Annotated in this window: 19 protein-coding genes, 1 tRNA gene and 1 other RNA gene; 9 read left to right on the top strand and 12 right to left on the bottom strand. The window is 68.2% G+C overall.

The genetic code is table 11. The annotated features are described in order from the left end of the window. Nucleotides 1-7 precede the first annotated feature (7 nt). Both EHF32_RS03765 and EHF32_RS03760 read right to left on the bottom strand, forming a co-directional pair. A complete protein-coding gene (locus tag EHF32_RS03765; protein ID WP_137416883.1) occupies nucleotides 8-1,345 on the bottom strand; it encodes a glutamine synthetase family protein in 1,338 nt (445 codons plus the stop codon). A 61-nt stretch (nucleotides 1,346-1,406) separates the two neighbouring features. Beyond that, nucleotides 1,407-1,592 carry an SPOR domain-containing protein gene (locus tag EHF32_RS03760; RefSeq protein WP_137416882.1) on the bottom strand — a complete coding sequence of 62 codons (186 nt, stop codon included), beginning with the start codon at nucleotides 1,590-1,592 and terminating at the stop codon, nucleotides 1,407-1,409. Between the two features lie 68 nt (nucleotides 1,593-1,660). On the opposite strand from EHF32_RS03760, the gene ppgK reads away from it, so the two are divergent. Further along, a complete protein-coding gene (gene ppgK / locus EHF32_RS03755) occupies nucleotides 1,661-2,458 on the top strand; it encodes a polyphosphate--glucose phosphotransferase (protein WP_137416881.1) in 798 nt (265 codons plus the stop codon). 1 nt (nucleotide 2,459) lies between these two features. Here ppgK and EHF32_RS03750 read toward each other — a convergent pair whose 3' ends face one another. Continuing rightward, the gene (locus EHF32_RS03750) at nucleotides 2,460-3,149 is read right to left on the bottom strand and encodes a DJ-1/PfpI family protein (RefSeq protein ID WP_137416880.1); all 690 of its coding nucleotides are present in this window, start codon (nucleotides 3,147-3,149) and stop codon (nucleotides 2,460-2,462) included. Nucleotides 3,150-3,229: 80 nt separating this feature from the next. On the opposite strand from EHF32_RS03750, the gene EHF32_RS03745 reads away from it, so the two are divergent. Then, the gene (locus EHF32_RS03745; RefSeq protein WP_137416879.1) at nucleotides 3,230-3,517 is read left to right on the top strand and encodes a DUF6966 domain-containing protein; all 288 of its coding nucleotides are present in this window, start codon (nucleotides 3,230-3,232) and stop codon (nucleotides 3,515-3,517) included. A gap of 18 nt (nucleotides 3,518-3,535) precedes the next feature. Here the strand turns inward: EHF32_RS03745 and rnpB are convergent. From rnpB to EHF32_RS03730, 3 genes are all read right to left on the bottom strand, one after another. After that, an RNA gene (rnpB, locus tag EHF32_RS03740) (RNase P RNA component class A) lies at nucleotides 3,536-3,896 on the bottom strand. A gap of 14 nt (nucleotides 3,897-3,910) precedes the next feature. Beyond that, entirely contained in the window at nucleotides 3,911-5,563 is a 1,653-nt protein-coding gene (locus EHF32_RS03735) for a bifunctional 3'-5' exonuclease/DNA polymerase (RefSeq protein ID WP_137416878.1), read from the bottom strand. 19 nt (nucleotides 5,564-5,582) lie between these two features. Continuing rightward, complete coding sequence (locus tag EHF32_RS03730; protein WP_137416877.1) at nucleotides 5,583-6,314, bottom strand: zinc ribbon domain-containing protein; 732 nt, start codon at nucleotides 6,312-6,314, stop codon at nucleotides 5,583-5,585. A 142-nt stretch (nucleotides 6,315-6,456) separates the two neighbouring features. Between EHF32_RS03730 and EHF32_RS03725 the strand changes: the two genes are divergently transcribed. The 5 genes from EHF32_RS03725 to EHF32_RS03705 all read left to right on the top strand — a co-directional run bounded on the left by EHF32_RS03725 (nucleotide 6,457) and on the right by EHF32_RS03705 (nucleotide 10,696). Then, the gene (locus EHF32_RS03725) at nucleotides 6,457-7,266 is read left to right on the top strand and encodes an ABC transporter ATP-binding protein (protein ID WP_137416876.1); all 810 of its coding nucleotides are present in this window, start codon (nucleotides 6,457-6,459) and stop codon (nucleotides 7,264-7,266) included. A 47-nt stretch (nucleotides 7,267-7,313) separates the two neighbouring features. Continuing rightward, nucleotides 7,314-8,318: an aliphatic sulfonate ABC transporter substrate-binding protein gene (locus EHF32_RS03720; protein WP_137416875.1), complete on the top strand. Its 1,005-nt coding sequence runs from the start codon at nucleotides 7,314-7,316 to the stop codon at nucleotides 8,316-8,318. A gap of 28 nt (nucleotides 8,319-8,346) precedes the next feature. Then, entirely contained in the window at nucleotides 8,347-9,165 is an 819-nt protein-coding gene (locus EHF32_RS03715) for an ABC transporter permease (RefSeq protein ID WP_137416874.1), read from the top strand. Between the two features lie 239 nt (nucleotides 9,166-9,404). Beyond that, the gene (locus tag EHF32_RS03710) at nucleotides 9,405-9,923 is read left to right on the top strand and encodes a hypothetical protein (protein ID WP_137416873.1); all 519 of its coding nucleotides are present in this window, start codon (nucleotides 9,405-9,407) and stop codon (nucleotides 9,921-9,923) included. Nucleotides 9,924-10,162: 239 nt separating this feature from the next. Beyond that, complete coding sequence (locus tag EHF32_RS03705; RefSeq protein ID WP_137416872.1) at nucleotides 10,163-10,696, top strand: PKD domain-containing protein; 534 nt, start codon at nucleotides 10,163-10,165, stop codon at nucleotides 10,694-10,696. Between the two features lie 70 nt (nucleotides 10,697-10,766). On the opposite strand, the gene EHF32_RS03700 is transcribed toward EHF32_RS03705, so the two are convergent. The 6 genes from EHF32_RS03700 to EHF32_RS03675 all read right to left on the bottom strand — a co-directional run bounded on the left by EHF32_RS03700 (nucleotide 10,767) and on the right by EHF32_RS03675 (nucleotide 13,842). Continuing rightward, nucleotides 10,767-11,399: a hypothetical protein gene (locus EHF32_RS03700; protein ID WP_137416871.1), complete on the bottom strand. Its 633-nt coding sequence runs from the start codon at nucleotides 11,397-11,399 to the stop codon at nucleotides 10,767-10,769. Between the two features lie 89 nt (nucleotides 11,400-11,488). After that, nucleotides 11,489-12,259, bottom strand: a complete 771-nt coding sequence (locus EHF32_RS03695) for a hypothetical protein (RefSeq protein ID WP_137416870.1) — start codon at nucleotides 12,257-12,259, stop codon at nucleotides 11,489-11,491. 25 nt (nucleotides 12,260-12,284) lie between these two features. Beyond that, complete coding sequence (locus tag EHF32_RS03690) at nucleotides 12,285-12,596, bottom strand: hypothetical protein (RefSeq protein ID WP_137416869.1); 312 nt, start codon at nucleotides 12,594-12,596, stop codon at nucleotides 12,285-12,287. A 41-nt stretch (nucleotides 12,597-12,637) separates the two neighbouring features. After that, entirely contained in the window at nucleotides 12,638-13,288 is a 651-nt protein-coding gene (locus EHF32_RS03685) for a hypothetical protein (RefSeq protein ID WP_137416868.1), read from the bottom strand. Nucleotides 13,289-13,296: 8 nt separating this feature from the next. Beyond that, nucleotides 13,297-13,590: a WXG100 family type VII secretion target gene (locus EHF32_RS03680; RefSeq protein ID WP_137416867.1), complete on the bottom strand. Its 294-nt coding sequence runs from the start codon at nucleotides 13,588-13,590 to the stop codon at nucleotides 13,297-13,299. Between the two features lie 179 nt (nucleotides 13,591-13,769). After that, a tRNA-Val gene (locus EHF32_RS03675) sits at nucleotides 13,770-13,842 on the bottom strand. 170 nt (nucleotides 13,843-14,012) lie between these two features. On the opposite strand from EHF32_RS03675, the gene aceE reads away from it, so the two are divergent. Together aceE and EHF32_RS03665 are read left to right on the top strand one after the other, a co-directional pair. Then, nucleotides 14,013-16,739, top strand: coding sequence for a pyruvate dehydrogenase (acetyl-transferring), homodimeric type (gene aceE / locus EHF32_RS03670; RefSeq protein WP_137416866.1), 2,727 nt, complete (start codon nucleotides 14,013-14,015; stop codon nucleotides 16,737-16,739). A 2-nt stretch (nucleotides 16,740-16,741) separates the two neighbouring features. After that, on the top strand, nucleotides 16,742-17,965 hold the full coding sequence (locus tag EHF32_RS03665) for a PucR family transcriptional regulator (RefSeq protein WP_137416865.1): 1,224 nt from the start codon (nucleotides 16,742-16,744) through the stop codon (nucleotides 17,963-17,965). Nucleotides 17,966-18,009 lie beyond the last annotated feature (44 nt).

Below are 18,009 nucleotides of genomic sequence, written 5' to 3'. Positions count from 1 at the left end.
CGCCGGCTCAGAGCATCTCGAGGTTGCTCTGCAGCTCGAAGGGCGTCACCTGCGAACGGTAGCCCGCCCACTCACGCCGCTTGTTGGCGAGCACGTAGGTGAAGACGGTCTCGCCCAGCGTCTCGGCGACGAGCTCCGACTCCTCCATGTACTGCAGTGCCTGATCGAGGCTTGCCGGAAGCGGTGCGTATCCGAGCGCGCGGCGTTCGGAATCGGTCAGGGACCACACGTTGTCCTCGGCCTCGGGCGGGAGCTCGTAGCCCTCCTCGATGCCCTTGAGACCCGCGGCCAGCATGAGCGCGTACGCGAGATACGGGTTGGCGGCCGAGTCGAGGGCGCGATACTCCACTCGCGAAGACCCACCCTTGTTGGGCTTGTAGAGCGGCACGCGCACGAGAGCCGAACGGTTGTTGTGACCCCAGCTGATGAAGCTGGGTGCCTCGTCGCCGCCCCACAGGCGCTTGTAGGAGTTGACGAACTGATTCGTCACCGCCGAGATCTCGTTGGCGTGACGCAGCAGGCCTGCGATGAACTGGCGGCCGACCTTGGAGAGCTGGTACTGCGCACCCTCTTCGTAGAAGGCGTTGTGGTCCCCCTCGAAGAGCGACATGTGCGTGTGCATGCCGCTGCCGGGCTGCCCGCTGAGCGGCTTCGGCATGAACGTCGCGTAGACGCCCTGCTCGATCGCCACCTCCTTGATGACCGTGCGGAACGTCATGATGTTGTCGGCCGTGGCCAGCGCGTCGGCGTAGCGCAGGTCGATCTCGTTCTGTCCCGGGCCGCCCTCGTGGTGGCTGAACTCGACCGAGATGCCGAGGTCCTCCAGCATCCGCACCGAGCGGCGGCGGAAGTCGTGGGCCGTTCCGCCGGGCACGTTGTCGAAGTAGCCGGCGGAGTCGACCGGCTCGGGACCGGCCGGACCGTAGGTCGAGGACTTCAGCAGGTAGAACTCGATCTCGGGATGCGTGTAGAACGTGAATCCGGCGTCCGAGGCCTTCGCGAGCGTGCGCTTGAGGACGTGACGCGGATCGGCGACCGCGGGCTGGCCGTCGGGGGTCGTGATGTCGCAGAACATGCGCGCAGTCGGGTCGATCTCACCGCGCCACGGCAGGATCTGGAAGGTCGTGGGATCCGGGTGGGCGAGCAGGTCGGACTCGAAGGTGCGCGTGAGGCCCTCGATCGCGGAACCGTCGAAACCGAGGCCCTCGGTGAAGGCTCCCTCGACCTCGGCGGGGGCGATCGCCACCGACTTCAGCGTTCCGATCACATCGGTGAACCAGAGTCGGATGAACTTGACGCCGCGCTCTTCGATCGTGCGCAGTACGAAATCGCGCTGCTTGTCCATGCTTTTCCTCCCGGCCCCGCGGGGCCCGATCACGTGGTGGGGGTGCGCTCGAAGCGGCGCGTCAGTCGTTCTCGAGGGCGTCGTCTGCCGCCCACTGCGCCGAGCGCTGCTTGATCAGTTCGGGGGCGTTCGCCGCTTCTTCGGCGGTGTCGAACGGGCCGGCGCGGTCGATCGCCGGGGACTCGAAACCTCGCTCCACCTCGCCGGTGGTGAGGTTGTACCAGTACTTCTCGCTGTCTTCGCTCACGGCTGACTCCTCATCGCTCTCGAGACGATCCTACTGATCGCGACCCGTGTGCTGGATAGGCTGAACCCATGGCAGCAGAGAAGTCTCGCGCGGTGGGTATCGACATCGGCGGAACCGGCATCAAGGGTGGAATCGTCGACCTCGAGAAGGGCGAGCTGATCAGCGACCGGATCAAGGTGTCCACACCTCCGGGAGCGGAGCCGAAGGACGTTCTGGATGCGGTGCGCAGCGTGCTCGACACGCTCGAGGTCGCGGACTCCGACTACCCGCTCGGCGTCGCCTTTCCGGCGATCGTGAAGAACGGTCGGACGCTGTCGGCCGCGAACGTCTCCGACAAGTGGATCGACTTCCCGGCCGAGGAGTTCTTCGAGGAAGGTCTCGGCCGCGACATCCACTTCGCCAACGACGCGGATGTGGCCGGCGTCGCCGAGATGCGTTTCGGCGCTGCGAAGGGCGTCGACGGACTCACGATCCTCACAACGCTCGGCACGGGCATCGGCTCGGCCGTCATCTACAACGACGTCCTCATCCCCAACAGCGAGCTCGGCCACCTGCAGCGCGCGAAGCACGGCAAGGACGCCGAGGCGTACGCCGCCTACTCCGCGATGGAGCGCGACGAGCTGAGTTGGGAGGCGTGGGCCGAACGCCTGCAGTGGTATTACTCGCACGTCGAGTTCCTCTTCAGCCCCGACCTGTTCATCGTCGGCGGCGGCGTCTCGAAGCACGCGGACAAGTTCCTGCACCTTCTCGAGCTCCGTACGCCGATCGTCCCCGCCGTGCACCGCAACAACGCGGGCATCATCGGCGCGGCAGCGCTCTCGCTGGGCGTCGAGCCGGACCTCGAGGAGACCGTCACCGGTCAGTGATTCACGCTCCGGCAAGCCGGGCAGCGGCGCGCTCGACGGTCTCCAGCCGAGTCGTCCTCGCCCACGCCGTCATCATGTCGACGTGGGCGGGATCGGCATCCGTCCCGTCGGGCGAGCCGGCGTCGAACGGCGGTTGTGGGTCGTACTCCATCGCGAGCTGTACAGCCTGGGCCGTCGGCGCGTCGAAGACCTCCGCGGCGACCGTCAGAGCGAAATCGATCCCGCTGGTCACGCCGCCGCCCGTGATGACGTCGCCGTCGCGAACCACGCGCGCTCGTTCCGGGATCACGCCGAGCACCTCGAGCATTGGGTGCGATGCCCAGTGCGTCGTCGCCCGTCGACCCTGCAGCAGGCCCGCCGCACCCAAGACGAAGGAGCCCGTGCACACGCTCGTGACGTATCGCGCGTGACGCGCCTGCTCGCGGACGAAGTCGAGGGCCTCGGCGTCGTCCAAGAGGTCGAAGGCGCCCTGCCCGCCCGGAACCATGAGGACCTCCGCCTGGGGTGCGTCCGCGAACGACACCGTCGGCAGAATGGAGAACCCCGCGTCGGTCGCCACCGGCTCGATCCGATGCCACGCGAGATCACTCACCGCGCCGGGAAGGCGCGAGAAGACCTCCACGGGTCCCGTCAGATCGAGCTGCGTGACCGACGGGAACAGCAAGGACACGAAGTGCACGGTGTCTGGCATGGCTTCGATGGTGGCCGAAACCCCGCCGCGCCGCGAGTCTTCGTCGCGTGACGAGCCCGCCGACATGCAAGACTCACCTCGTGGATGCCGCAACATCGCTGGAGCAGTCCCTGCGGGAGCTCAACGCGCTGCTCACCTCGGTGGGCGAGACCTACTGGGCGCAGTGGGCGGCGCGCGCCGCCGCCCGCATCGCCGCGGGCGGCGATGCGGGCGACGTGCGCGGAGTGTTCGGCGGGATGGGCAGCTTCAGCGATCTGGTCATACATCCGGCCAACGGGCACGCCATCACGGACGATCAGGTCGCCGCGGTGAACCGACAGCTCGACGAGCTGCGCCAGAGGATCTACGCCGAGTCGCAGGCGGTCTAGAGCGCTCGACGGGCGGGGCGAATGGGCCGGCCTGTACGCCGGGTTCTGTCCGGGGGCTATCGCCCCGTGGACGGTCATCTCTCTCGGCGACACGTTGCCGTGCCGCTCCAGCGGCCTACCCGGGGACTCGGCGAGCCGCGTCATCATCCCCTGTCTGGCCTTGCTCCGGACGAGGTTTACCTTGCGGGTCGTGTCACCACGACCCCGGTGGTCTCTTACACCACCCTTTCACCCTTACCCGGGCCGAAACCCGGGCGGTCTGCTCTCTGTGGCACTGTCTCGCGGATTGCTCCGGGTGGGTGTTACCCACCGCCCTGCCCTACGGAGCCCGGACGTTCCTCGGCGCGGTTACCCGCGACGCGACCGCCCAGCCGACCCATTCGCGTGTCGAGTCTACCGGGGCTGAGCCGCATCGTCCGGCTCCTGTCGGATGACCTCGACATCGAGCGGGAAGTCGATCGGGAACGTGCCGAACAGCAGGCGCCCTGCCGCCTCGGCGGCCTCGGCCACCGCCCGCGCGGCCGCGTCCGCCAGTTCCTCCGGCGCGTGCACCATGACCTCGTCGTGGAGGAAGAACACCAGATGCGCGCGATCTGCGAACGCCGGCCCGGATGCGGATGCGGGCGGTCCTGATGCGGCCGGCAGTGCGTCCAGGCGCCGCCGGATCTCGGCGAGCCAGGACAGCGCCCACTCCGCCGCGGTGCCCTGCACGACGAAGTTCCTCGTGAAGCGGCCACGTTCGCGCGCAGCGCGCAGCGCACCCTCACGAACGCCCGGCTCCGCATCCGCCTCGCTCGCGCGCGCCTGCAACGCAAGCCACGGCGCCTCCGCGTCGGGTGTGCCGCGTCCGAGCCAGGTGGCCACCCCGCGGCCGTCCTCCCCGGCGACCGCCGCGTCGTCGACGAGGGCCATCGCCCTCGGGAACGTCTTGCGCAGACGCGGTACGAGGCGTCCACTGTCGCCGGTGGTCGCGCCGTACATCGCCCCGAGGACCGCGTACTTCGCCTCCTCACGGGTCGCGACCGCGCCGGTGGCGACGATCCCCTCGTACAGGTCCCGCCCGCGCGCCGCCTCCGCCATCCTCGTGTCGCGGGACATCGCGGCGAGCACACGCGGCTCGAGCTGGGCCACATCCGCATCCACGATGACCCACCCGGGATCGGGGCGCACGGCCGGACGCAGCTGCCTCGGGATCTGCAGTGCTCCCCCGCCGCTCGATGCCCAGCGACCCGTCACGACGCCCGCCGGCACGTACACGGGTCGAAACCGGTCGGCGCGCACCCACTCGTCGAGCCACGCCCAGCCGTTCGCCGTGTACAGCCGCGCGAGCCTTTTGTACTCCAGAAGGGGCTCGACCACCGGATGCTCGATGCGGGCGAGCTCCCACTTGCTCGTCGAGCCCACCGTCAGCCCGGCCCGATGCAGCGCGCGGAGCACTCGCGGCGGGGAGTCCAGCGACAACGAGGCGTCACCGAGCGCCGCGCGCACCCGTTCGCCCACCGCACGCATGCGGTCGGGCGCTCCGCCGCCCACGGGGCGACGGCCGAGCGTGTCGACCAGGATCCGCTCGTGCGTCGCGCGATGCCAGGGCAGGCCCGCGGCGTGCATCTCGGCGGCGATCAGCGCGCCCGCGGACTCCGCCGTGATGAGCAGCGTCAATCGCCCCGGATCGTGGGATGCGGCGATGACGCCCTGCTGGGCGCGCCACTCGGCCTCGACCTCATCGAGATCGAAGGCGGGCACCTGGTCGAACGCGAACAGCGTCTCCCCGCCGTCGTTCGCGGTCGGGGCGAGATCCCACCGGTCACTCGCGCTCCACGGCACGCTCACGGGGCTCAGCGGGCTGTGGCGCAGGATGCGGCGTGCCAGCCGCACGTCCCACGCGCGCGCCACGCGATCCCCCGCCTGGAGGATCACCGGGTAGCTCGCGGCGGTATCGGCCCACACCCAGCGGGTGGGCGTCGGCGCGTCGCCGGAGACATCACGGACGCCGTCGGCCGCGACGATCCGCCAGGACGACGACGGCGTGCCCCCGCGGCCGGTCATCTCATCCGACCGCGGCGGATCACAACCCCGACTCGGCGGTGCGCACGAGGATGCAGCCGCACTCCGGGCACGTCGCCACGACGTCGTCGGCAACCTGCCGCAAAGCCGCCAGGTCGGTGCCGGAGAGCATCATGTGGCAACCGCCGCAGGTACGGGCCTGGAACAGTGCCGCCCCCGCCGAGCGGGTCGCCAGCTTCTCGTACAGCGCGAGGAGCTGCTCGGGAACGGACCCGGCGACAGCGGCGCGGTCACGGCCCAGCTGCTGTTCGAGAGCCGACGCGGCCTCCACGGTCTCCTTCGCCTCCGCCGAGAGGCGCGAACCCTCGTCGTGGTTCGCGCCCACGAGCTGCTGCTGCTCGGCGACGGCCGCCTCCGCGGCTTCCAGCCGCTCCATAAGCTCCAGCTGCGTCTCTTCGAGCTCGTCCTGCCGACGTGTCAGCGACGCCAGCTCCCGCTCGAGGCCGACCGCATCCTTCGCGCTCGCGGTCTTCTGCAGCAGTTCCTCATCACGCTGACGACGCGCGACGACCAGCGCCACGTCGCCTTCCACACGCCGCAGCTCCGCGGCGACATCGTCGACGACGTTCTGGCGCGCGGCGAGCTCCTGAGCGAGCTGCTGCTTGGCCTTCACGAGTTCGCCGATGCGTGCGGCCTGAGGAGGATTGCGTCGGGCGTGATCGGCCTGCGCGCGGCGGGCGTCGATGTCGGCGAGATCCAACAGGCGCAACTGGTCAGCGTGGGCGGCGTTCACCCCTCCAACCTACGCCAGCGCACAGGGCGCCGCGGCGGCGGTGCGGTGACGGCTTGTTACCTCCCGTGTCGGCCGGTGTGCTCGAACCGACAAGGCTCGTTAGTTTCGGGACTCGACCCCCGTCCGCCCCGAGGAGCCCGCCATGAGCACCGCCGTCGCCACGGACCGCGTCCATCCGGATGCGGGAGCGCCTGCATCCCTTCTGCACTTCGACGGTCTGGGGCGCACCTTCGGCACGCACATCGTGCTCGACGGGATCGATCTGACGGTGGAGCCGGGCGAGCTCGTGGCGATCCTGGGAGCCTCCGGCTCGGGCAAGTCGACGCTGTTGCGCATCGCCGGCGGCCTCGACCGTGCCAGCGAGGGATCGGTGTCGATCGACGGCGAGCCCGTCGCCGCACACGATGCCCGCGTCGCCATCGGCTTCCAGGAACCGCGACTGCTGCCCTGGCGGTCCGTGTCGGAGAACATCGCCCTCGGACTTCCTGCGGGCCTCTCGCGCGACGAGCGCTCGCAGCGCATCGGATCGCTGCTCGAGCTCATCGGACTCACTGCCTTCGCCCACCATCGCCCTCGCGAGATCTCGGGTGGAATGGCGCAGCGCACCTCGCTCGCTCGCGCGCTCGCGCGGCGGCCCGGTGTGCTCCTGCTCGACGAGCCGTTCGGCGCCCTCGACGCACTCACACGACTCAAGATGCAGGATCTCCTGCTCTCGATCCTGGATGAGGCGCCCACGACCACGCTTCTGGTCACGCACGACGTCGACGAGGCCCTGCAGGTCGCCGACCGCGTCATCGTTCTCGGAGTCGAATCAGGGTCTTCTGCGGGCGCCCGCATCCAGCGCCTGGTGACGGTCCCCGGCACCCGGCCGCGCGACCGCGGCTCAGCCGAGCTCGCCGAGCTCCGCGCCGATCTGCTCGGCGCGCTCGGCATCGACCGCCACGCGCACTGACCTCCCGTCCCGCACCCTCCCTTTCCACAGCAATCGAAAGGCTTGCCATGTCCCGCTCTCGCCGTCTCCTCGGTGCCTTCGCCGGCTTCGCCGTCGCCGCCGTCGCCCTCTCGGGCTGTGTCGCCGGGGAGGATGCTCCCGCTCCCGCAGGCAGCGGAGCCGCCGCATCCGACGTCACCATCAAGCTCGACTGGGCCACCTACAACCCGCTCAGCCTCATCATCAAGGACCAGGGCTGGCTCGAAGCCGACGGGTACGACGTCGAGTGGGTGCAATCGCTGGGTTCGTCGAAGGCCAACGAGGCGCTGCGCGCCGGAGCCATCGATTTCGGCTCAACGGCCGGCTCCGCCGCGCTCCTCGCCCGCGCCAACGGCGTTCCACAGCAGATCGTGGATGTCGTCGCGCAGCCCGAGTGGTCCGCGCTCGTCGTGCCCGCGGACTCCGACATCACCTCCGTCGCCGATCTGAAGGGCACCTCGGTCGCAGCCGCGCTCGGCACCGACCCGTACTTCTTCCTCGTGCAGGCGCTGGAGGCGGAGGGCCTGTCGATCAACGACGTCACCGTGCAGAACCTCATCCACGCCGACGGATGGGCGGCGCTCCAGGGCGGTTCCGTCCAGGCGTGGGCGGGACTCGACCCGATCATGGCCTCGGCGGAGGCCAGCGGGGCGAAGCTGCTCTACCGCAACCTCGACTTCAACTCGTACAGCGTGCTGAACGCCACCGAATCGATCATCAAGGACCACCCCGAGGTCGTGCAGGTGGTCGTGGACGCGTATGAGCGTGCGCGCGCCTGGGCGCTGGAGAACCCCGACAAGACCGCGCAGATCCTCGCCGACGCCGCCTCGATCGATCTGGCCGTCGCTCAGAAGGTCATCGACGAACGTGAGGGCCTCGATGTCGATCCTGTGCCCGGATCCGCGCTGGCGACCGTGCTCGCCCCGATCGGCGCGATCCAGGTCTCGCTGGGCGATGTGACCTCGCAGGACAAGGTCGACAAGGCGCTCGACAGCTTGTTCGCGCCGGAGTTCGCCGAGAAGGCCAAGGGCTGACACCCGCCGCCGAGAGGACCACACGACGATGAGCACGAGCGGCACCGCCCCCCGCACGGCGCAGACCGCATCCGCACGCGGACCGCTGTCACGACGCGGCGTACGCACCCTTCTGGGCTGGGTGGTGCCGGTCGCGCTGGTCGCGCTGTGGTTCCTGCTGACGAACCCCGAGGCGCCCATCGTCCCGGCCTACAAGTTCCCGAGCCCGGAGGCCGTCGTCACCGCCGGTGTCGACCTCGCCCAGCGCGGTGAGCTGTGGCAGTTCACCGCCATCTCGCTGCAGCGGGTCGTCATCGGGTTCACCGTCGGCGCGCTGCTCGGCATCTCGCTCGGTGGTCTCATCGGGCTGTCGCGGTTCTGGGATGCACTGCTCTCCCCCACGCTCGGCGTCATCCGTGCTGTGCCCAGTCTCGCGTGGGTGCCGCTGCTGATCGTGTGGTTCCTGGTCGGCGAGCAGTCGAAGATCATCCTGATCGCGATCGGCGCGTTCTTCCCTGTGTTCACGACGGTTTCGCTCGCGCTGCGTCACGTCGACGCGCAGCTGGTCGAGATGGGCCGCTCGTTCGGCTACACCGGCCTGCGGCTGTTCTTCACGGTGCAGCTGCCCGCGGTTCTTCCTGCGCTCTTCTCCGGGCTGCGTCTGGCGCTCGTGCAGGCATGGCTCTTCCTCGTGGCGGCCGAGCTTCTCGGCGCATCGATGGGCCTCGGGTTCCTGCTCCTGCGCGGCCAGAACAACGGGCGCGTCGATCAAATCGTGCTCGCCATCATCCTGCTCGCGGTCATCGGAAAGCTCACCGACTCCCTGCTCGCGGTCCTGCAGCGCTGGGCCGTGCGCCGCTGGGGCTGACCTCTCCTCCCCTGCTTCCGGCTCCGGCGGGACGCCCACGAGGCCTACGCCCGCAGGCATCCGGCGCGCGCAGGTCGGAGATTCGGCGTCGCGTCGGAGGTTTCCGCCCGAATCCTCCGACATCGGCGCAAATCTCCGACGGGCGAGAAACAGGAGGCACGCACGACGAGCGGATGCGGCCGCCCGCCGGCTGTGGATAAGCCCAGCCGACGTCGCCTGCCCGCCGATACCGTGTCGGCATGTCCCGGCGTCACGTCTCGATTGCGGCCATGATCGGCCTGTTCGTCGCGCTGGGCGTGTCCGGCTGCACGACGCCGGCGCCCGACCCGACGCCCACCCCGACGGGATTCGCCACCGAGGCCGAGGCCTTCGCCGCCGCCGAGGCGACCTACCGCGCCTACATCGACGCACTCAACAACGTCGACCTGAGCGACCCCGCCACCTTCGAGCCCGTGTACGAGTTGACGATGGGAGAGCTTAACGCCATCGATCGTGAGACGTTCTCGCAGATGCATGCCGACGGATGGGCGAAAGGAGGCCAGGCTGTAATCACACATACTCAGCCTGTCGAGTGGTCGGAACCGATGGCAACCATCCGGGCATGCTATGACGTCTCACAGGTGACACTCGAGGCCACCGATGGCTCATCCGTCGTTTCCCCGACACGGCCGGACGTGCAGTCACTGGACATTCTGATCGATAACTCATCGGGCAGGCTCGTTCAGATTGCGTTGAGCGCGGAGCCACTTCAGTGCTGACATCCCTGGTTACTGGTGGAGCCGTATTGCTCTCGTTCTTGGTCTCGTCTTCGCCCGGGACCTGTGGCGGCGCGTCATCCTTCGGAGAAGGTTGCTGGACCAGCACCGACGGCACGTCCGTCATCGTGGAGGGCACGCAGACGCAGCCGGGAACGAACGGCGGCGGGTCGGAGTGGATCCCGACGAGCGGGCCCGGAGGCGGTGCGACGGCGCCCGCGGAGCCGAAGAATCCGTTCGGAATGGACCTCCTCTACGAACAGATTCCGCAGGACGAGGCGACGGAGGAGATTCCCGCTGTCACGGTGGCCGATCTCGCGGCGTTCACTCCGCAGAGGCCGTCCTTCGCCGCCGAGCCGGCGGGGCTCGGCGTGGCGGGACTTCCCACCAACGTCATCGCGGGCGCCTCCGAGCACACGATCGCGGGCACGCTCTTCGGACGCCCGGTCACTGTTCGCTTCACCCCTGTCGGGTTCCGGTTCGACTACGGCGATGGCGCGATCAGTACGACGTCGACGGGCGGCGCGCCCTGGGCCGCACTGGGACAAGCGCAGTTCACGCCGACCCCCACGAGCCATACCTTCGTCTCACCCGGCGACTACACCGTCACTGTGAGCGTCGCCTACGCAGCCGTCGTCGACTTCGGAGTCACGACGCGAGCGGTCAACGGCACCGTGGTCGCGGATGCGGCGCCGCAGGCACTGCGGGTCCTCGAAGCTCGCACCGCCCTCGTCAACCAGACCTGCGCACAGAATCCGCGCGGTCCCGGCTGCTGAGCGGCCGCAGGCTGGCACGGATCCGCGCGCTCACATGAGCTCAGCGAACGATCGAGGCGCCCGCTGCGCCTCAGCCACCGAGCGAGTCGGCGAACCCAGACAACTTGCCGTCGGCGCTCATGGTGCCGAACAGCGTGTCGACATCGATGGCGATCGTCTCGGTCGTCGGCGTCGCACCAGGAACAGCGATCTCCAGTGGGTAGGTTCCCGCGAACGCCATGACACGCGACGACGAGCCGGACAGATTCTCGAACGCCGACGTGACATCCACGCCGTTGACGCTGTAGCGAGTACCGGAGGGGAGGTCCGCGGCGCCCGCGGCGTCGAAGCCGGCCGACGCAGGGTCGACGACGAAGACCCAGTGGGCGGGAATGTCGCCCTGTTTATCGACGTACGCGAGCTGGAGGGTCTCCGACCGCTCGTCCGCCCCGATGGCGTACGTGACGTCGATGTCGGCCAGGGTGCCGTCGTCCGAGACCTTGGGCTCCCCGACGTTCTTGAGCGACGGCCGATCCATCAGGGACTCATAAGCCTCGTCACCGATGAACGGAGCACCCGGAGCGCTCTCATCGATCGCGACATCGGTCATTCTCAAGGCCGCGGCCGCCTGCCCACCGGCGAGATAGCCGAAGAAGGTCTCCACCTGACCCGGGAGGCCGGCTGTGTCCGCGTCGAACTCCGGAGGCCCGTCGAGCGGTGCCACGGATGGAGCACACGCAGACAGGCCGAGAGCCACAGCCAGCAGTACGCCGGGCAGCGCCAGCCGCCGATGCGACGATGCGCGAGTCACGATCAGCCGAGCGTCGCAGCGGGCCAGCTGCCGTTCGGGAAGCCGTAGAGATTCGCCATGTCCTGCTTCAGCTGGTCCGCCTTCGCTTTCGAGTCCGTGAAGTTCGTGCCGAACGAGGCGACGGCGTCCACGCCGAGCTGCACGAGGTTCGTGCAGAGGGTCACGATCTTCGGCACGGCGTCCAGCCACTCCAACGGATCAGCAGTGATGAACGAGGCGCCCGCATTGATCTGGTCGAGCACGTAGGTGGCGATCCGCTTACCGAAGTCGATCCACGTGTTCAGGATCTTCTGCGCGTAGTCGCCCAGGAAGTCGATCATTCCGTCGACATAGCCGACGACGGTCTCCATCGCCGTGCTCTGACGGCCCGCGAGGGCGCCGTATCCGTCTCCCGGGTCGCCCTTCCAGCTCGTGTCGGCCTTGAGATAGTCCGCGGTGATGGTCGTGCGGGAGCCGCTGACCTTCTGCTTGACGACGATCCACTGATCCTGCTTCCCGTACATGGCGAAAGGGTTGCCCGGGCTGAGGTAGTCGCCGATGATCGCCAAGAACTCGCCGAACTTCTCCACGGCGATCTGCAGCTTGTCGCGCACCTCGCCCATGCGGTCCATGAACCACTCCATGAACTTCTCCCACAAGGAGATGTCGTCCTTCCTTCGGTTGAAGGTGTCGACGCACTCGTCGAGGCTCTCGCGCATGTCGTCGATGCCGTCGGTGACGCCCTTGACCAATGAGTCGAAGGTGCCCTGATCACTGGGGATGACAGATGTCACGGTGTCTCCTCGTTCCTTCTCGGGCTCAGCCCTGATCGAGCAGCCACTGCGAGTAGCCGTCGGCAGCCTCGTAGTTCCGCTTGGTCTCGAGCAACTTGTCGGAGACGCTCTGCAACTCGGCGACGGCGCTGTCGATGAGGGTGTAGATCGTCTGATGCGCGGTGTTGTAGTTCGCCTCGGCTCCCGACATGTGCCCGAAGCCGTCCATCTCCCAACGTCCGAGCTCGCAGCCGTCCACGATCGTGCGCACTTCGGCGAACGTCCCGGACAGCGTGCTCCATGCGGTGGCATCCTGCTTGAGGTCGTCGAGGGCTGCCTCGTAGTCCTGATGACTCATCGTTCCTCCTGTGTATCGAGAGCTTCAGTGAGCACGCGCGCTCACGCGCGTCCTTCGGCCGCGTGGACCTCTCTCACCACGGCGCTCAGCTCGGGAAGGTCATCGAGCGCGTCCTGTTGCCGCACGCCCAGCTGCTCACGAGCCCGAGCGAACAAATCCACGATCTCCCGTTCGAGTTGCGCCTCGGGAGTGAACTGCGCGTTCCGCGCATCGATGGTGAGACGCCGGACTCCGCTACCCACGACTTCCAGCGTCACCTCGCCCGACGGACTGCGGAGCTCGACCGTCTCGCGCGCCGCTTCCATCACCGACTTCCGATAGGTATCGAGTTGCGCGAACGCCGTCAGCAGCGTCTCAAGTCGGCCCATCAGCTCGTCGCGGTCGCTCGACGGCGGCTGGAGCGGGGCGGTATTCGGCGTCGCACCGGTCGCGCGCTCCCACGCTGCATCATCCGCACCGAGTTCGGTGGCGGTCTCACCCCGCGCCGCGCGGCTCGCCTGAACGAGCGTCAGAACGGTCGCGCCGGCATCCTCGGGGCGCAGGCGCTGCCACCAGTTTTGCGCGAACCGCACGGCGCCGACCTTGCCGTCGCCGTCGACGGATACACGGACCGCTTCGGACTCGTCGGCCTGCATCCACACTTCTGGATCGGAGCGGTAGATCTCGCTGAGTCGCTGCTGGATGTCTGCCATCTCCGCCATCACTGGCTCCACAGCCGCTGGGTGGCGCGCTGCGCGTCGCTGAAGACCTCGTTCGACTCCTCGGTGCGCCGGCGAACGCGCTCGAGTTCGTCATGGAGCTGGGCCATGCTGGCGATCCAGCGCTCCTGGGCGATCTTGTAGGCCTGGTGGGCGTCTCCGCTCCACTCGCCGCTGAGACGGTCGAGTTCCGCCTTCAACCTATCAAGGATGCGCGCGATCTCCGCACGCGCGCGCTCCATCTCCGCAACGAGCAGCTCGATACGCGAACCGCCGACTTTGAGTTCACCTGTCATGGCGCTCCCCCTTCGCACTCAGCCCGATGATTTCACGATCAGCTCGCGCGAATCCGACTGTTGTCAGGATGTGGAGAAATGAGGTATCGCCTCCGCGACGCGCGGGGCCCCTCGCTCGGTGGGCCTCCCCCTTGCTCCCCCACACGTCGCGTCCGCGACGCGTGGGGCCCCTCGCTCGGTGGGCCCTGCCGGGATCGAACCGACGACATCCACGGTGTAAACGTGGCGCTCTACCAGCTGAGCTAAAGGCCCCTCGTTGACAGTCTAGGCGGGGAAAGCCGCAGGCCCGATCCGCCATGTCACCCGGGGCCGTCTACACACTCGCTAAGCTGGACGATGGTGCATTTGTCCACTGCCGACAAGGCTCGCACCAACCCGATGGTTCCTTCCGGCAAGACCTGCCGTGTGATGAAAGGCGTCTCGTGACTGTCAACCAACAGGATCCGTACTCGCAGGGCCCCCTCGACAGCGATCCGGAAGAGACCGCGGAATGGCGCGAGTCGCTGGAGCAGCTCGTCCAGGCGAAGGGCCGCGGACGCGGTCGCGAGATCATGCTGAGCCTGCTTCAGGATTCGCGTGAGCTTCACCTCGGTGTGCCGATGGTTCCCACCACCGACTACATCAACACGATCGCCCCCGAGAACGAGCCGGACTTCCCCGGCGACGAGGAGATCGAGCGCCGCTACCGCGCGTGGATCCGGTGGAACGCGGCCATGACCGTCCACCGTGCGCAGCGCCCGGGCATCGGCGTCGGCGGTCACATCTCGACCTACGCATCCTCTGCCGCGCTCTACGAGGTCGGCTTCAACCACTTCTTCCGCGGTCTCGACGACCCCAACGGCGGCGACCAGGTCTTCTTCCAGGGCCACGCCTCGCCCGGCATGTACGCGCGGTCCTTCCTCGAGGGTCGCCTGAGCGAGCAGCAGCTCGACGGCTTCCGTCAGGAGAAGTCGGCGGCGCCTCTCGGACTTCCTTCGTACCCGCACCCGCGTCTGCTGCCCGAGTACTGGCAGTTCCCCACCGTCTCGATGGGTCTCGGACCCGTCAACGCCATCTACCAGGCGATGACGAACAAGTACCTCACCAACCGCGGCATGAAGGACCTGTCCGACTCGCACGTCTGGGCGTTCCTCGGCGACGGCGAGATGGATGAGGTCGAGAGCCGCGGTCAGCTCCAAGTCGCTGCGAACGAGGGTCTGGACAACCTGACCTTCGTCGTCAACTGCAACCTGCAGCGCCTCGACGGCCCCGTCCGCGGTAACGGCAAGATCATCCAGGAGCTGGAGAGCTTCTTCCGCGGCGCGGGCTGGAACGTCATCAAGGTCATCTGGGGCCGCGAGTGGGACTCGCTGCTCGCGAACGACGACCAGGGCGCTCTGCTCAACCTGATGAACGTCACGCCGGACGGCGACTTCCAGACGTACAAGGCCGAGAACGGCGCGTACATCCGCGAGAACTTCTTCGGTCGCGACGAGCGCGCCGCCGCCCTGGTCAAGGACTACACCGATGACCAGATCTGGAACCTGAAGCGCGGCGGCCACGACTACCGCAAGGTCTACGCGGCGTTCAAGGCGGCCGTCGAGCACAAGGGCCAGCCGACCGTCATCCTCGCGCACACCATCAAGGGCTACGGCCTGGGTCCGCACTTCGAGGGCCGCAACGCGACCCACCAGATGAAGAAGATGACCCTCGACGACCTCAAGCACTTCCGCGACGCGATGCACATCCCGGTCTCCGACGCGCAGCTCGAGGAGAACCCGTACCAGCCTCCGTACTACAACCCCGGAGCACAGGACGAGACGATCCAGTACATGGTGGAGCGTCGGCGCAAGCTCGGCGGCTTCCTGCCCGAGCGCCGCACGACGCACGTCGGCCTCGAACTGCCGGATGACAAGGCCTACGCGCTGCCGAAGAAGGGCTCGGGAACGCAGGAGATCGCCACGACCATGGCGTTCGTCCGGCTCCTGAAGGACCTGCTGCGCGTCAAGGGCTTCGGTGAGCGGATCGTTCCGATCATCCCGGATGAGGCCCGCACGTTCGGGATGGACGCGTACTTCCCGACCGCGAAGATCTACAACCCGAACGGCCAGAACTACACCTCCGTCGACCGTGAGTTGCTCCTGGCGTACAAGGAGAGCCCGCAGGGTCAGATCATGCACGTCGGCATCAACGAGGCCGGTGCGGTGGCGGCGTTCACCGCGACGAGCACCTCGTATGCGACGCACGGTCAGCCGCTCATCCCGGTCTACATCTTCTACTCGATGTTCGGCTTCCAGCGCACCGGTGACGCCCAGTGGGCCGTCGGCGACCAGATGGGCCGCGGGTTCATCATCGGCGCCACCGCCGGTCGCACGACGCTGACGGGTGAGGGACTGCAGCACGCCGACGGGCATTCGCACCTGCTCGCCTCGACCAACCCGGCGACCGTCGCGTACGACCCGGCATACGGGTACGAGATCGCCCACATCATGCGCTCGGGCATCGACCGCATGTACGGCGGCAACCACCCCGACCCGAACGTCATGTACTACATCACGGTCTACAACGAGCCGATCGTGCAGCCGGCTGAGCCCGAGGGTGTCGACGTCGACGGCATCGTGCGCGGCATCCACCGCATCTCGGAGGGCTCCGGTGACGGACACCGCGCGCAGATCCTCGCCTCCGGCGTGGGTGTGCCGTGGGCGCTCGAGGCGCAGAAGCTGCTGAGCGAGGACTGGGGTGTGAGCGCCGATGTGTGGTCGGTGACGTCCTGGTCCGAGCTGCGCAACGACGGGCTCGCCGCCGAGGAGCACAACTTCCTCCACCCGGAGGCGGAGCCGCGCACCGCGTACCTGACCGAGAAGCTGCGCGACGCGCAGGGCCCGGTGGTGGGTGTCAGCGACTTCATGCACGCGGTGCAGGACCAGATCCGTCAGTGGGTCCCCGGGCGCTACCTGACCCTGGGCGCCGACGGATTCGGCTTCTCGGACACCCGCGCCGCTGCACGTCGCTTCTTCAAAATCGATGGCCCCTCGATCGTCGTGCGCACCCTGCAGGGCCTGGTGGATGAGGGTCGCCTCGACCGCTCCGTCATCGGTCAGGCGATCGAGAAGTACCGTCTGCACGACGTGAACGCCGGAACCTCCGGCAACGCCGGCGGCGAGAGCTGAGAATGAGCCGATCCCCGGAGTCGTCGTCGGACAAGACGGAGACACTCGCCTGGTTGCGACGCATCTCCGGGGATCTGGCCACGGTCACTCTCAAGCGCCTCGAGGACACGCTCCCCTGGTACGCCGACATGCCGCCGGCCAGGCGCTCCTCGGTGGGCCTCGTGGCCCAGGCAGGCATCACCTCCTTCATCCAGTGGTACGACGATCCGACAGCGACGCCGTGGATCGCGGCGGACATCTTCGCTGCGGCTCCCCGCGAGCTGCTGCGCTCCGTGAGCCTGCAGCAGACGCTGCAGCTCATCCGCGTCACCGTCGAGGTCACCGAGGAGCGCGTCGCGGGCCGCGGTGAGGACCTGCGCGAGGCGATCCTGCTCTACTCCCGCGAACTCGCCTTCACGGCGGCCGACGTCTACGCGCGCGCCGCCGAGGCCCGCGGGCTCTGGGATGCACGCCTCGAGGCTCTCGTGGTCGATTCGATCCTCACGGGCGAAGCAGACGAAGAGCTCCCGAGCCGCATCGCTGCTCTGGGATGGCACGGTCACGGCGAGGTCTCCGTTCTCGTCGGCACGACCCCGCCGCAGTTCGATGTCGACCAGCTGCGGCGCATGGCCCGCAAGCTCGGCGTCGATGTCCTCGTGGGCGTGCAGGGATCCCGTCTCGTGCTCGTGATCGGACGCACCGACGCCGACCACCGCGCCGGCGGAGACGAGCAGTCCGAACTTCCCTTCCCCGAGATCGCGCGGCGCCTCGAGCCCGGCTTCGGAACCGGCCACCTCGTTCTCGGCCCCACCGTTCCCGCCCTCGTCGACGCGGGTCAGAGTGCCCGCGCCGCCCTCGCCGGCTTCGCGGTGGCTCGTGCCTGGCGCAACGCGCCACGCCCCGTCGAAGCCGACGATCTGCTTCCCGAGCGTGCGCTCGCCGGCGATCCGCTCGCCAAGCACACCCTTGTCGAGCGCATCTACCGACCCCTCAAAGCGCACAGCTCCGACCTCGTCACGACGCTGTGGAGCTACCTCGACAACGGCCGCTCGCTCGAGGCCACGGCGCGCGAGCTCTTCGTGCATCCCAACACCGTCCGGTACCGACTGAAGCGCGTGTCCGACGTCATCGGCTGGGATGCGACGGGGCCGCGCGAAGCGCTGATCCTCCAGACCGCCCTCGTTCTGGGCGCCATCGGAACGGACAACACGCGTCGCCGCGCGGCCGGGACACGCCGACCGCGCTGATAATTGGCGGGTGTCTGCAAAGGAACCCGCGTTTCTTGTCGCAT

It is taken from the genome of Microbacterium sp. RG1, assembly GCF_005347485.1.
GTDB classification, from domain to species: domain Bacteria; phylum Actinomycetota; class Actinomycetes; order Actinomycetales; family Microbacteriaceae; genus Microbacterium; species Microbacterium binotii_A.
Note: the sequence above shows the minus strand (reverse complement) of the source record. Positions and strands in the feature narration are given on the sequence as shown.

Bases quoted from the DNA above. Each gene is read 5' to 3' on its own strand.
- ppgK (WP_137416881.1), top strand. From the start codon at position 1,661: ATGGCAGCAGAGAAGTCTCGCGCGGTGGGTATCGACATCGGCGGAACC.
- EHF32_RS03665 (WP_137416865.1), top strand. From the start codon at position 16,742: ATGAGCCGATCCCCGGAGTCGTCGTCGGACAAGACGGAGACACTCGCC.
- EHF32_RS03685 (WP_137416868.1), bottom strand. From the start codon at position 13,288: ATGGCAGACATCCAGCAGCGACTCAGCGAGATCTACCGCTCCGATCCA.
- EHF32_RS03720 (WP_137416875.1), top strand. From the start codon at position 7,314: ATGTCCCGCTCTCGCCGTCTCCTCGGTGCCTTCGCCGGCTTCGCCGTC.
- EHF32_RS03710 (WP_137416873.1), top strand. From the start codon at position 9,405: ATGTCCCGGCGTCACGTCTCGATTGCGGCCATGATCGGCCTGTTCGTC.
- EHF32_RS03725 (WP_137416876.1), top strand. From the start codon at position 6,457: ATGAGCACCGCCGTCGCCACGGACCGCGTCCATCCGGATGCGGGAGCG.
- EHF32_RS03750 (WP_137416880.1), bottom strand. From the start codon at position 3,149: ATGCCAGACACCGTGCACTTCGTGTCCTTGCTGTTCCCGTCGGTCACG.
- EHF32_RS03765 (WP_137416883.1), bottom strand. From the start codon at position 1,345: ATGGACAAGCAGCGCGATTTCGTACTGCGCACGATCGAAGAGCGCGGC.
- EHF32_RS03680 (WP_137416867.1), bottom strand. From the start codon at position 13,590: ATGACAGGTGAACTCAAAGTCGGCGGTTCGCGTATCGAGCTGCTCGTT.
- EHF32_RS03690 (WP_137416869.1), bottom strand. From the start codon at position 12,596: ATGAGTCATCAGGACTACGAGGCAGCCCTCGACGACCTCAAGCAGGAT.
- EHF32_RS03705 (WP_137416872.1), top strand. From the start codon at position 10,163: ATGGACCTCCTCTACGAACAGATTCCGCAGGACGAGGCGACGGAGGAG.
- EHF32_RS03735 (WP_137416878.1), bottom strand. From the start codon at position 5,563: ATGACCGGCCGCGGGGGCACGCCGTCGTCGTCCTGGCGGATCGTCGCG.
- EHF32_RS03715 (WP_137416874.1), top strand. From the start codon at position 8,347: ATGAGCACGAGCGGCACCGCCCCCCGCACGGCGCAGACCGCATCCGCA.